The sequence below is a fragment of the Streptomyces sp. NPDC088810 genome (assembly GCF_044750305.1).
Taxonomy (GTDB): Bacteria; Actinomycetota; Actinomycetes; order Streptomycetales; family Streptomycetaceae; genus Streptomyces.
In genome coordinates this window covers 245643-258339 of the sequence record NZ_JBIVJQ010000005.1, presented here as the reverse complement: position 1 = coordinate 258339, position 12697 = coordinate 245643, and the positions used below count along the sequence as shown (strand labels likewise).

10 protein-coding genes are annotated in these 12697 nt (G+C 67.3%); 3 read left to right on the top strand and 7 right to left on the bottom strand.

Features of this window, described 5'->3' with window-relative positions:
* Positions 1-12: 12 nt before the first annotated feature.
* A complete protein-coding gene (gene fmdA, locus ACIP4Y_RS18915; protein ID WP_401394495.1) occupies positions 13-1263 on the top strand; it encodes a formamidase in 1251 nt (416 codons plus the stop codon).
* 149 nt (positions 1264-1412) lie between these two features.
* On the opposite strand, the gene ACIP4Y_RS18910 is transcribed toward fmdA, so the two are convergent.
* Positions 1413-1934 carry a hypothetical protein gene (locus ACIP4Y_RS18910; protein WP_401394492.1) on the bottom strand — a complete coding sequence of 174 codons (522 nt, stop codon included), beginning with the start codon at positions 1932-1934 and terminating at the stop codon, positions 1413-1415.
* Positions 1935-2526: 592 nt separating this feature from the next.
* Here ACIP4Y_RS18910 and ACIP4Y_RS18905 point away from each other — a divergent pair.
* The gene (locus ACIP4Y_RS18905; RefSeq protein WP_401394489.1) at positions 2527-4200 is read left to right on the top strand and encodes a DUF262 domain-containing protein; all 1674 of its coding nucleotides are present in this window, start codon (positions 2527-2529) and stop codon (positions 4198-4200) included.
* Positions 4201-4250: 50 nt separating this feature from the next.
* Here ACIP4Y_RS18905 and ACIP4Y_RS18900 read toward each other — a convergent pair whose 3' ends face one another.
* From ACIP4Y_RS18900 to ACIP4Y_RS18885, 4 genes are all read right to left on the bottom strand, one after another.
* Complete coding sequence (locus ACIP4Y_RS18900) at positions 4251-5654, bottom strand: hypothetical protein (RefSeq protein ID WP_401394486.1); 1404 nt, start codon at positions 5652-5654, stop codon at positions 4251-4253.
* 142 nt (positions 5655-5796) lie between these two features.
* On the bottom strand, positions 5797-7383 hold the full coding sequence (locus ACIP4Y_RS18895; protein ID WP_401394483.1) for a protein kinase: 1587 nt from the start codon (positions 7381-7383) through the stop codon (positions 5797-5799).
* Between the two features lie 247 nt (positions 7384-7630).
* Positions 7631-7894 (bottom strand): hypothetical protein, encoded by a 264-nt coding sequence (locus ACIP4Y_RS18890; protein WP_333763755.1) that lies wholly within the window; start codon positions 7892-7894, stop codon positions 7631-7633.
* Positions 7891-8085, bottom strand: coding sequence for a hypothetical protein (locus ACIP4Y_RS18885; RefSeq protein ID WP_401394479.1), 195 nt, complete (start codon positions 8083-8085; stop codon positions 7891-7893). The genes ACIP4Y_RS18890 and ACIP4Y_RS18885 overlap by 4 nt, the downstream gene beginning before the upstream one ends.
* Before the next feature lie 269 nt (positions 8086-8354).
* Between ACIP4Y_RS18885 and ACIP4Y_RS18880 the strand changes: the two genes are divergently transcribed.
* On the top strand, positions 8355-8618 hold the full coding sequence (locus tag ACIP4Y_RS18880) for a GntR family transcriptional regulator (protein WP_401394476.1): 264 nt from the start codon (positions 8355-8357) through the stop codon (positions 8616-8618).
* Between the two features lie 101 nt (positions 8619-8719).
* On the opposite strand, the gene ACIP4Y_RS18875 is transcribed toward ACIP4Y_RS18880, so the two are convergent.
* A complete protein-coding gene (locus ACIP4Y_RS18875; RefSeq protein ID WP_401394473.1) occupies positions 8720-9388 on the bottom strand; it encodes a hypothetical protein in 669 nt (222 codons plus the stop codon).
* A gap of 111 nt (positions 9389-9499) precedes the next feature.
* On the bottom strand, positions 9500-12697 hold the full coding sequence (locus tag ACIP4Y_RS18870; protein WP_401394470.1) for a type I restriction endonuclease subunit R: 3198 nt from the start codon (positions 12695-12697) through the stop codon (positions 9500-9502).

The following is a 12697-nucleotide window of genomic DNA, read 5'->3' as shown; positions in this document are numbered from 1 at the left end:
AAGGAAGCCGTCATGCCCGAAGTCAAGTTCACAGTGGACCAGAGCAAGTCCATGCGCGATCAGGCCGTCCCGGGACACAACAGGTGGCATCCGGATGTTCCGGTCGCCGCCATGGTCCATCCGGGGGACGAGTTCCGCCTCGAATGCCGCGAATGGACCGACGCGCAGATAGGCAACAACGATTCCGCCAACGACGTACGCGATGTCGACCTGAAGGCCACGCACATGTTGAGCGGGCCGATAGGCGTCGAAGGCGCGGAGCCGGGCGACCTGCTCGTCGTGGACATCCTCGACCTGGGGCCCGTACCGCAGCAGGTCGGGGCCGCACCCGGTCAGGGCTGGGGATACACCGGCGTCTTCGCCAAGGCCAACGGCGGAGGATTCCTGACCGACTACTTCCCGGACGCCTACAAGGCGATCTGGGACTTCCACGGTCAGCAGGCGGTGTCCAGGCACCTGCCCGGTGTCCGCTTCACCGGCATCACCCACCCCGGTCTCTTCGGCACCGCCCCCTCCGCGGACCTGCTGGCGAGCTGGAACAGGCGCGAGCAGGCGCTGATCGACACCGACCCCGACCGGATCCCGCCGCTGGGGCTCGCGCCCGATGCCGACGGGGGACTCGCGGGAAAGGCAACCGGATCGGATGCCCAGCGCATCCTCGAGGAAGGAGCACGCACCGTTCCCGCACGGGAGAACGGCGGCAACCACGACATCAAGAACTTCACGCGCGGCGCCCGGGTCTTCTACCCCGTGCACGTCAACGACGCCAAGCTGTCGGGCGGTGACCTGCACTTCAGCCAGGGAGACGGGGAGATCACCTTCTGCGGCGCCATCGAGATGGGCGGCTACATCGACTTCCACGTCGACCTGATCAAGGGCGGCATGGAGAAGTACGGCATCAGCACCAACCCCGTCTTCATGCCGGGCAATGTCGAGCCGCGGTACTCGGAGTTCATGTCCTTCATCGGGATCTCCGTGGACCACGACACCAACACCAACTACTACATGGACGCGACGGTTGCCTTCCGCCGCGCCTGCCTCAACGCCATCGAGTACCTGAAGAGGTTCGGCTACTCCGGAGAGCAGGCCTACCTGATCCTCGGCGCGGCCCCCATCGAGGGACGCATCAGCGGGATCGTGGACATTCCCAACGCCTGCTGCTCGCTGTATCTCCCCACCGCCATCTTCGATTTCGACGTCCGGCCCACCACCGCCGGCCCCACGACGGCCGACCGCGGCCAGTGCGCGGTCTCCACTGCCTGACTGGACGCCGACGCCTGGCCGGACACCGGCCGCAGGAGTTCAGCGGCTGGTGGCTCGCTCAGACTGGCGAGGCAAACGGGGGAGGAGCGGATCCAGGGAAGGCGCTCGGTCCTGAGGGTCCGAGGCATCACTGCCGTCAAACCCTGCCGTCAAAGGCCCCGGACCATGATCGGTCCGGGGCCTTTTCCCTGGTGCCCCCGGCACATGAGTTCTCTGGGCGGCTCACCGGAGGCGAACAAGTCATTGAGGGCGAGGTTGACCTCGCGGTCAACGAAGAAGCTGCGCCACAACTCCTGGATGCGGTTGTCGCGCATGTTGTGCTTGCTGGGCAAGGACAACAGCCCGAAGGCAGCGTCGACGTCGTCAGCGATCCGCACGGTGCGGAAGAGCTTGTGCTCGACCGGAACCGGAGCATGAGCGTTGTACACGCGCCATTCCGCCCCGTTGGTCAGCGCAACCCATTCCACACCTGCGACTGCTGCGTAGCTGATCGTCTGGTTCGCCCAGCGCGGGTCGTCGAGATTCTCCCCGATCGCCTTCGCCTCGATGAACAGCCGGGGCATGCGCATGAGGATCAGTGCGTAGTTGACGGGGTTGTCGGTCGTCCGCCGTCGGTACTCGCGGTGCACCTCCTCGGGGTCCAGCACGTCCCAGCCCAGGGCGGCGATCACTGGTTCGATGAGGCCGGCTTTCGTGTTCTGCTCACCCAGCCGGCGTCCGAGGCTGCGCTAACGGACCAGCCGATCAACGCACTGCTTCAGTGTGTCCAAGAGGTCGTCCATGCGCTGCTCCCCGTCCTCACGCCCATGCAACACCTTCGGCAGCCTAGTGCTGTGACCGGCAAGGTTCACGGGCCTGGCGTCGTCACCCGGCCCAGTTTGGCGCGGCAGTGCGCGACCTGAACACGGCAGAAGCGCCCCTTTTCGCTGGTGGGCCCGGCGGTGCGGGGAAAGTGTCGGCGAGCGTCGACCTGAGCGTCAGCCGTCCCATTCGGCCATGCGCCTGTGACCCGTACTGGGCCTGAGCCACGCCCCTCCTCACGGTCGTTCCCCTCGGCGGCCATGTCCATCATCTCCTCACATAGGGAGCTTGGGCGGATCTCGGACCGGCTGACGTAGTCGCACGTGTGTGACAGTTAGGTAGTCGAGCCTCAGCCCTTGCGGTGTCCGTGACGGCACTGTGCCCAGGACAGGACCCACAAGCATCATTTGGCTTTGTGGGATTCTTAGGACACGGTGTCAGTGGCCCGTACATCCTTGGACCATGCAGCAACTAGAGGCGCAGGAAGTCTCCCTGCACAAGGTCTTCAGCAGCGACTACGACTTCCGGATCCCGGACTACCAGCGGCCCTACGCCTGGGACGTCGAGCAGGCCGTTCAGCTGCTCACCGACTTGGAGGAGTCGCTGGACAGGGGGACGGACGAGCCGTACTTCCTCGGCTCCATCGTCCTTGTCAAGGCCAAGGGCAACGCGCCCGCTGAGGTTATTGACGGCCAGCAGCGCCTCACCACCCTGACCATCCTGCTCGCCCTCCTTCGCGACCTGACGGAGGACCCCGACCTCCGCAGCGATCTCGACAAACTGGTCACGGAGCCCGGCAACAAGGTCCGCCGGCTCGATCCCAAGCCCAGGCTCACCCTGCGATTCCGCGACGCCGGCTTCTTCCAGAAGTACGTCCAGACAAAGGGAGCCACCGAGGCACTGCGGGTCCTGAAGGAGGAGACGCTGCCGACGGACGCGCAGAAGGCCGTTCTGCGCAACGCCAGGGCGCTGCACGCGATTCTCACCGACTGGTCGGAGGATCGACGGCTGGATCTCGTGCAGATGCTGGGCGAGCACACCTTCCTGGTCGTCGTCAGCACCCCCGATCTGGACAGCGCGCACCGCATCTTCAGCGTGATGAATTCCCGGGGCATGGACCTCTCGCCCACGGACATCTTCAAGTCGCACATCATCGGTGCTCTGGACGAGAAGGCCTCGGAGGAGTGCGCACGCAAGTGGGAAGACGCGGAGGAGGCTCTGGGGCGAGATGACTTCGCCGACCTCTTCCTTCACCTGCGCATGGTGTTTGCCATGAAGCGGGCGGAGCGGGAACTGCTCAAAGAGTTTCCCGAGCAGGTGCTCAGCCACTATCTGCCCGGCAAGGCCGAGTCGTTCGTCAATGATGTCGTCGTGCCGTACGCGGACGCCTACGTGCAGATCCGTGACGCCAGCTACGCGGCGGTCTCCGGAGCAGAGCAGGTCAACGCCTGGTTCAAACGCCTCCAGCAGATCGACAACAACGACTGGCGACCCGCGGCTCTGTGGGCGCTGCGTAACCATGGTGACGACCCCGCCTGGCTCGACAGATTCTTCGGCGCACTGGAGCGGCTGGCGGCCAGCATGTTCATCCGCCGCGTCTACACCACTCCCCGCGTCACCCGCTACGCGGACCTCCTGCGCGAACTCAACGCCGGCAACGGCATGGACGCGACGTCCTTCGCCTTGACGGACACGGAGAAGGCCGAGACGCTCTCGCGCCTGGACGGCGACATATACCTCGTCACCAAGACCCGTAAGTACGTCCTGCTGCGCCTGGACGAGATGCTGGCCGGGAAGCCCGGAGTCTCGTACGACCACACTCTGATCACCGTCGAGCACGTGCTGCCGCAGAACCCAAAACAGGGATCGCAGTGGCTGCGGAACTTCACCGACGAGCAGCGCATTCAGTGGACGCACCGGCTGGGCAACCTCGTCCTGCTCAACCGGACGAAGAACGCCTACGCCCAGAACTACGACTTCACGGAAAAGAAGGCCAAGTACTTCACCGGCAGGCATGGCGTCTCCACGTTCGCCCTGACCAGCCAGGTGCTGCAGCACCAGGAGTGGGTGCCGAAACTGCTGCAGAAGCGGCAGCAGCGGCTCGTGGGGCTGCTGGCCGACGAGTGGGATCTGTAAGGAGTTAGGGACAGCAGCCTGCGGGGCCCACGAGTCGTGCGGCTGCACGCTCACCCGGGAGGCTCGGCGCGGGAGATGGCGGACAAGCCGGCGATTAGCTGGGCGGACCAGTGGGGGTGCGCGTTCAGGTCGTCGGGGAAGTGTATGAACATCTGCTTGTCTTGGACGAGCAGGCGCCCGGAGAAGCACGTCGCTGACGCGACACTGTTTTGTAGGACCGTCAGCTCCCAGTCAATGAGCTCGGGAGTGTCTCCAGCGGACCTGCACAGTGCAAACTGGCTCTCAGGCGTTGCCTTGAAGGCGAAGTATCCATCCTCTGCCGTGGAGCGGAAGAGACTCTCCTGCTTCGGCCGGGGATCAACTCCGCGTATCAGCAGCGGATGCCAGTCTGCGTCGGGGCCTGCCGAGGAGAGGTCTGCGGCCAGGCGCTTGCGAAGCTCCTGGTGGCGGAACGCGATGTCCACCAGTAGTTCGACAGCGTCGTCCGCCACCCGGCGGGCGTCCGGCCAACCACTTTCCCACTGGTCGCGAAGCGCGGCATCGACCCAGGACTGAAGCAGGCCGTCCAGCGGTCCGGCAGGGTAGTTGCGTTCCGCTTCCTGCACGGCAAGGCGGACGACACCGGGAACATTGTCGGTGCGCTCCTTCTCCTGCTGCCACTCGAATGCGTATGGGTCGGTCACCTCCAGGTGCGCGTTCTCCATCTCCAGCAGCCTGGCGAGCAGCTTCCTGCGTCCGTAAGCGCCCACGGGTGCATCTCGTAGCGCGTCCGCCACCGCGTCGTCAGCGGACCATGCGTCCTCGTCGAGTAGCCACGCTGCCGCTTTCAGGCGCACCTCGGCCGGCTGATCCTGGTCGGCTGCGACCCAGCGGGCGATGCTGTAGGCGTGCTCATCGTCGGCGTCGCCGGTTCCGGTGGCGAAGTTCGCGATGTTGATGTCCGGAGCGAGGGTCTTGACGGCCTCGTATCCTTCTCGCCCCTCCTCGTTGATCAGCTCACCGATGGCCGGCCAGCGGAGGTCGTCCTGCAGGTTTGAGGACGCGACGAGGTGCCGGAGAGCGGCGAGGTGTTCCTGCCGTCGTTCGTCCTCGGTCAGCTTCCGCTGCGCGGGAGCTGCGTACTGGTTCGACTCCCAGTAAACCCGCTGCATCTCACGCCAGGGGTTTGAGGTATTGATGACCCACCATGCCGCGGTCGCTGCGCTTCTGCCTTTGCTCAGCAGATGGTCGAGTGCGTCTGCGCGGTATTCGAGGTTGTCCACGGTGCCGAGGTCGGTGTCTGCGATCAAAGCCAGAAGCGCGGGGATTCCGCGGTCAGGATCCGTGTCAGCCAGTTTTGCCGCGTCCCGGACGCGTTGCGCGTCCTCGTCTTCTTCCTCGTCTTCTTCCTCCCAGTCCCATTCCTCCTCCGCGAGGTCGTCATCCCGGTTGTCGTCTCGTGCGACATCCGACACGGCTGGTCCTTTCGGTGAAGTGGTGCGAACCGCTCATCGTGGCGGATGAGGCACGCCAGGAGCTGTGTTACCGGTGCGGTGCGGCTTCGAACCCGTCGCGAGCAGCATGGTTCTGGCCGGTGCCGCTTCTGGAGAAGGCGGGTCAGGAAGGCGGACCGTCGAGGCCGAGGCGGATTACGGCGAGTGCCTCGGCGATCTCGACGGTCATCTCGTCGGCGGGTCCGAACACCATGCACATGTCCTGGTGGAGGGGTTCGAGGACCTGCCGGGCTTCGACGGCCCGGCCCTGGGCGAGCAGCAGCATCCCGATGTTGTGCCGTAGCTCCACGGCTTCCTCGCTCACGTCGCTGTCGACGGCCCGCACGACGTTCAGGACGCCCTGGAGCGCGGCGAGCGCGTCGGTGACCTGACCGAGTTCGGCGCGGCACCGGGCCGCCTGGGCGCGGCAGGCGCGGGCCTGCTCGCCGGTGGGTCCGGCGATGCGGGCGTACGCGTCGGCGAGGGCGTCGAACTCGGGCAGTGCGGCCCGGTAGTCGCCGCCGAGGAGGCGGATCGCCGCACGCTGGCGGCGCAGCGCCAGGACCTGCTTGCTCTCGGAGCCGAGGGCGAGGGCCGCGGGTTCGATGACCTCGCCGAGCACCTCGGCGGCCTGCGCGAACCGCTCCTCCTCCAGCAGGGCGTCGGAGTGGGCGTACGCCTCCTTGATGTCCTCGCGCAGCCGGGCGGGGACGGGCACCGGCTGAACCCCCGGCAGGACGGCTGTCGGCGTCGAACCACCGGGTGCGGAGGCCTGGGCGCGGGCGCGGGGCGCGAAAGGGCGACGGAACACGCCCGTCGGATCGGGTGCGCCGGCCGGCCCGGCATCGGCCGTGCCGGGTTCTCCGCCCGGCGGCGGGAGGAACGGCAGCAGCCGCGCGTACACCTCCTGCGTGTCGGTGGGCCGCGCCTCGGGCGCCTTGCGCAGCAGGTGCAGGACCAGCTCCTCCAGCGCCTCGGGGACGTCGGGCCGTAGCTGTCGCAGCGGGGTGGGGGCGGCGTTGACGTGCTGGTACATCAGCAGGTACTCGCTCTCCGCCTCGAACACGAGCCGCCCGCTGAGGAGTTCGTGCAGCACACAGCCGAGCGCGTACAGGTCGGTCTGCGGGGCGATGCGTCCGCCGCGGACCTGCTCGGGCGACATGTACTGGTGGGTGCCGATGGGGCTGCCGGTGGCGGTCAGCTTGGTGACGTCGGTCCGCAGGATCGCCGCGATGCCGAAGTCGAGGACCTTCACCGTGCCGTCGCGGGCGACGAGGATGTTGCCCGGTTTGAGGTCCCGGTGGATCACCGGTACGTCGTGCGCGTACGACAGCACGGTCGCGATCTGCGCGGCGACGGCGGCGGCCCAGCTGACCGGCAGGGGCCGGCCGGGGTCGAGGTAGGCGGAGAGCGGTACGCCGTCGACGAGTTCCATCACCAGGAACAGCCGCTCGTACGACGCGTCGAGCACCGCGTCGTACACCTGCGGCACGCCGGGGTGCTGGATGCGCGCGGTGATGCGGGCCTCGCGACGGAAGCGCTTGGCGAACTCCTCGGCCAGCTGCGGGGAGGTGACCGAGGCCTGCCGGATGAGTTTCACGGCGACGGGCCGGTCGAGCACGGCGTCGTAGCCGCGCCACACGTCGCCCATGCCGCCGTGGCTCAGCTCCTCCAGGAGTTCGTAACGGTCGGAGATCGCCTCCTGCGGCACCTTGCCCCCGGTGTGCGTGATGAACAGTCACGGTCAGGGGTCAAGTGTGACCGCTGCGTCAGGATGCCGTCCAGGGTTCGCGGTGGAACACATGGACCCGGCGGTGGACGACGGGCAGGAGGGTGCGGCGGCCGCCCTCCCGCCGCAGGAACAGCCCCGTGCTGCGGTCGGTGGATGGTGGGTGCCCAGGAGGAATCCCGGGCACCCTCGGCACCACCGGCCCTGCGGCCGAACTGCTGCTACACCGTCACTCCCTGTCCGCCGCCATGATGCCGACGCATTCTTCGAGCGCGGCGTGCAACGGCGTTACGAAGGCGGCGAGCTCGGCGTCCGACGCCTTCCCCACCTCCAGCACCGCGCCGACGACCGTCACCAGGACAGCGGCGGCCTTCAGCGCGTGCGCGTCGGCCAGCTCCTCAAGACGGCCGCCGGGGTGCGTGACCGCCAAGGCCTCCTTGCCAGTGGCCGGGTCGAGGCCGAGACTGCGCAGACGCGGCGTACTCGTGCTCATACGGCGACCTCCCACGGAACCGGAACGTAGTCCTGCCCCAGCGTCGCCAGGACCGCCGCCCGGCGCCGCTCGCGCTGAAGGCGGCGCCGGTCATGTTCGTCCCGCTCGCGTTCCCATTCGACGAGGTACGGGCGGACCAGGGGCATGCCGTCGGCGGTGATGACGTCCGCCGGGTGCGGACACGTGATCACGGGTGGGGGTTCCGGAGTGGGCGGACAGGGGGTGAGGGGCAGTGGTGGTGGGGTTGCTGCGGAGCGGTGGGTACCGCGGGCGGGCAGGAAGAGGGTCAGAATCGCGGCCACTAGGCTGCGCATAGGTCGACTCCCAACAGTCGGCTGAGGCCCCGGTAGGGAAGTAGCCGCTTCCCGTCGGGGCCGCTCTGTGTTGAGCACCACGGTAGCGCGGATAACCGCAGATAACCACGGATGCGCGGAATGTCGTGGTCACCCACGCTGTTGTCATGGAGCTTGACCGCACACGCCCCCTGTGGCGGCAGATCGCAGCGGAGATCATCCGGCGCATCAAGGACGGCACGTACCCGCCGGGAAGCCGCGTGCCCTCCACTCTGGAAATCGCCCAGGAGTTCAGCGTAGTGAACGCGACAGCGGCGAAGGCGATGCGGCATGTACGGGAGCAGGGGTGGACGCGGGGCGAGGTCGGGCTGGGGACTTTCGTCGCCGACCCCCTGCCGCCCTCCCCCGAAACTCCCGCCCCCTCCGCATAGCCAAGCTCGGTCGCGTTCAGTTGCCCGGTGTGCCTTTCGTCGGCCACTCGTGGGCGAGGTTCTCCGTCTGAGTCGGCGGTCGCGGACCTGAGGCGGCGCTGCTACTTCACATCTTTGGCCAGGACGGCGACGGCAACCCTGCCGACCACCCTCGTCAGTACGTAGTTGGTCGAGCTGCTGAAGGCGACGCCCACGCCGGCCGGAATCGCCTTGGCCATCGCCTTCTGGGTGAAGGTGATGGACACCCGCTTGAACAACTGCTTGATCGTGACCAGGGCGGGCCCTTTGAGGTACTGGTAGACCAGCTTCTCGGCGATCTTCTGTACCGCCGCCTTGCCGCCCTTCGACGCCATCTGTTCCGCCGAGCCCGCCAGGGCGATGGTGAAGGCGAGGTGCTTCTTGTCCTCGGTGCTCAGCTCGGTCTCGAACACCTCGACCAGGCACATGCACATGTCGACCTGGAGCTTGAGCGCCAAGGCGACGTCGGTGGCACCACCGCCCAGGACCGCGACCGCGGTCCCGACCCCCGGAATCACGCTCGGGGCGGCGGTGGCGGCCCCAGCGACTGCCGACATCTTGGAATACCGGCCTATGATCTTGGCCGCGATCCGGCGCTTGTCCTCCAGGCTCTCGGGCCTCCGCTCGTTCTTGTCCTCGAAGGACACGCGGTAACCGTCCACGACCTTGGCGGCCGCCGCCGGTGTCATGACGATGGTCTCGACGGCCTTCTGAAGCCGAGACCCTTCGGGCTCGTCCGACGTGTTGCTCATGTACCCCTCCCCATTTGTTGCACCTCATGGCGAGGGCAACCCGTACTTACGGCCGTGCTGGTGACGTTCTCGAAGGACGCCCCGGCCGGCCACACGGCCGGGGCGTACGCATCAGACGTCGTCGTCCAGGCCCTCCTCGCGGCGGATCATCCGCCAGGCCGCCTTGCGGGCGCTGCGGTCCAGGCTGGACTTGAAGCCCTTGTCGGGACCGAAGTACTGACGGCCCATGCCCGCGATGGTGTCGATGTGGTCGGCCATCTTGTCCGCGAAGACGTTGTCGAAGACGAGGCCGAAGTTCTCCTCGTCGTTGACGACGGCAGCCGCCCGCACCTTCGGGTCGGCCTTGGCCTCCTCGAACGGGCGGATGACGTCCTGCTCGGTGAACTCGGTGCCGAACCGTTCGTTGAACTTCTCGATCAACTCGGAGAGCAGCGACTTCTCCGCCTCCTTCGCGCCGCCCGAGCCGTCGCCGAAGCCCGGCATCGTCGCCGGCCCCTCGGGAGTGAGGGAGACGTCGTACTCCCCGGTCTTCTCCACCCGTAGATGGCTGAGGTCGACCTCGCCTATGTCCACCCCGCCGTCCGCGCGGCGCGGCAGCCGGTTGAGGAGGTAGCGGCCGTAGAGGTGCAGCCGTTCCAGCTCGGCGTCCCGGTAGGGGACGATCTGCGCGAGGAAGCCGTACTTCCTGACGTAGTCGTTGAGGTCAGCGCGGAAGCCCTCCGCCGTCTCCTGGTCGTCCTCGTCCTCGCTTTCGAGCAGAGCGGTGAAGCGGGCGACGGCGGGGGAGAGCAGCCGGTACAGCTCGGCGTGCAGCTTTTCCCACTTTGACTGCGAGCCCGCCGCCTTCTCCTTGGCGGCGAAATAAGCGGCGGCGAACTCGTCCATCTCCTGCCCGGACAGGATCGCCGCCTGCATGACCCGGCTCTGCGCGGTGTAGAGCAGGTTGGGGTCGGAGGGGAGGGTGTTCGCCTCCTCGAAGTACGGCCTGAAGGATTCCTGTATGTCCTCGGCGTCGTTGACGAAGTCGAGGACCGCCAGGTCGGCCTGAGTCTTGCGCTCGGCGGTTCGGTTCAGCCGGGACAGCGTCTGCACGGCGGAGATGCCGGTCAGTGTCTTGTTGACGTACATCGTCGTGAGGAGCGGCTGGTCGAAGCCGGTCTGGTACTTCTCCGCCACGACCAGGATCTTGTACTCGCGCTGGCCCGGACCGCCGGCTCGGGCGGCCTTGTCGTCGGCGCGCGTGTACGCGAACGCCTTCGGCAGCGCGCTCTCCGACAGCCCGCCGTTCTCCCTCGTCTCGGTGGTCTCCTCACCGTCGATGGTGAGCGAGCCCGAGAAGGCGACGAGGACACCCAGGTCGGGGTACTTGGTGTCGTAGTCCCGGTCCTTGATGTAGCTCTTGATCGCGCGCGCCATCTGCACGGCGGACTGTCGCGATGCGGTCACCACCATCGCCTTGGCCCGCCCGCCGAGCCGGCCCCGGCTGTGCGTCACGAAGTGCTCCACGATCACCTGGGCGTGCTGGGCGACCGTCGAGTCATGGGTGAGCGCGTACCGGGCGAGCAGGGAGTTCGCCTTCGACGGGTCGACCTCCCGCTCGTCGGGGTTCTGGTTCACCAGCTTCCAGTACGTGTTGTACGTGACGTAGTTGCGCAGCGGGTCGAGGATGAAGCCCTCCTCGATCGCCTGCCGCATGGAGTACGTGTGGAAGGGCCGGTAGGCCGCCTTGCCGTCGATGTCCTGGAGCGTGCCGAAGAGTTCGAGGGTCTTGGCCTTCGGTGTGGCGGTGAACGCGAAGTAGGAGAGGTTCGCGGCGCGGGAACGCTGCTCGGCCCTCTTCTTGAGCTGCTCGTCCAGGGTGGCGTCCTCGGCCTTGACCGTGGTCGCGCCCGCGTCGTCCGAGTCGGAGTCCAGGCCGAGGTCGCGCAGGGCGGCCCGTACGTCCTTGGCGGCGTCGCCGGACTGCGAGGAGTGCGCCTCGTCCACGATGATCGCGAAGTGGCTGCCCCGGATCTCGGTGGGATTGCGCTCGATGTACGAGATCAGCGCCGGGAACGAGTGCAGGGTGACCGTGACGATCTTCCCGGTGTCGCGGGAGAGGGCCTTGGCGAGCTGCTCGCCCTTCGCCCCGTGCTTCTCGTCGATCTTCACGACGAGGCCCGCGGTCTGCTCGAAGTTGCCGACCGTTTCCCGGAGTTGCGCGTCCAGGTTGCGGCGGTCGGTGATGACGATGACCTTGTCGAAGACCGGCACGCCAGGCTTGAGGCCCTTGGCGACGGCCTCGGCGTCGAGTTCGCGCGGATCGGTGGGGGTGTGCAGGTCGCTGAGGCGGTGCGCGAGCCAGCCGATGGTGTTCGACTTGCCCGAGCCGGCGGAGGCCATGACCAGGTAGTCGTGCCCCGCGCCGTGGGTGGAGGCGTGCGCGGTGAGCTTCTTGACCACGTCCCACTGGTGGAACCTGGGGAAGATCATCGTCTTGGTGGTGCCGCCGCCGGGCGTCTTGCTCTTGTGCAGGTGAACGAACCGCTGGAGCAGGTCCAGCCAGTTGTCCGGCTGCCAGACCTGCTCCCAGAGGTAGGAGGTCGCGTACGTGCCGTAGGCGGTGGGGGCCGGGTTGCCCGCGCCGCCCGGCTGGCCGGGGCCGTTGGAGCCGGTGTTAAAGGGGAGGAAGCGGGTGTTCTTGCCCTTGAGCTGGGTGGCGACGAAGACCAGGTCCGGGTCGACGGCGAAGTTCGCGACGACCCGGCGCGTGAAGATCAGCTCGGTGGGGTCGCGGTCCGTGCGGTACTGCTCCTTGGCCTGCTCCACGCCTTGCTTGGTCAGCGGGTTCTTCAACTCGGCCGTGGCGATGGGGATTCCGTTGAGGAAGAGGGCGAGGTCGAGCCGGTTGCCCCAGTCGGCCTGCTTCGTTGCGTACTCGAGTTCGCGGACGACGGTGAGGCGGTTGGCCCGGTAGCCGTCGAGCACGGAGTCGTGGGCGACGAGGTTCGGCTTGAAGTACGCGACGCGGAGGAGGACGCCCCGGTCCTTGACGCCGTTGCGGAGCACGTCGAGGAGGCCGTTGGTGGCGATGGCCTGGTCTAGGCGCGTGGCGAACCCGCGCTGTGCCTCGTTCGGGTCGCCGCCGTAGACGGTGAGCAGTTCGTTCCACTCGTCGGGCTGGGTCTCGCCGATGAAGGTGAAGAGTTCGTTGGTGTCCAGACCGAGATCGGCCTGGTAGTCCTGTGGGCGAGCTTCGCGCCAGCCACGCTCGACCATGGCGGCGACGATGGCGTCACCGAAGGCGGACTCCGTGTGGATGGGGCTCAT

Bases quoted from the DNA above. Each gene is read 5' to 3' on its own strand.
- ACIP4Y_RS18875 (WP_401394473.1), bottom strand. From the start codon at position 9,388: ATGAGCAACACGTCGGACGAGCCCGAAGGGTCTCGGCTTCAGAAGGCC.
- ACIP4Y_RS18905 (WP_401394489.1), top strand. From the start codon at position 2,527: ATGCAGCAACTAGAGGCGCAGGAAGTCTCCCTGCACAAGGTCTTCAGC.
- fmdA (WP_401394495.1), top strand. From the start codon at position 13: ATGCCCGAAGTCAAGTTCACAGTGGACCAGAGCAAGTCCATGCGCGAT.
- ACIP4Y_RS18880 (WP_401394476.1), top strand. From the start codon at position 8,355: ATGGAGCTTGACCGCACACGCCCCCTGTGGCGGCAGATCGCAGCGGAG.
- ACIP4Y_RS18890 (WP_333763755.1), bottom strand. From the start codon at position 7,894: ATGAGCACGAGTACGCCGCGTCTGCGCAGTCTCGGCCTCGACCCGGCC.
- ACIP4Y_RS18870 (WP_401394470.1), bottom strand. From the start codon at position 12,697: ATGAGCCCCATCCACACGGAGTCCGCCTTCGGTGACGCCATCGTCGCC.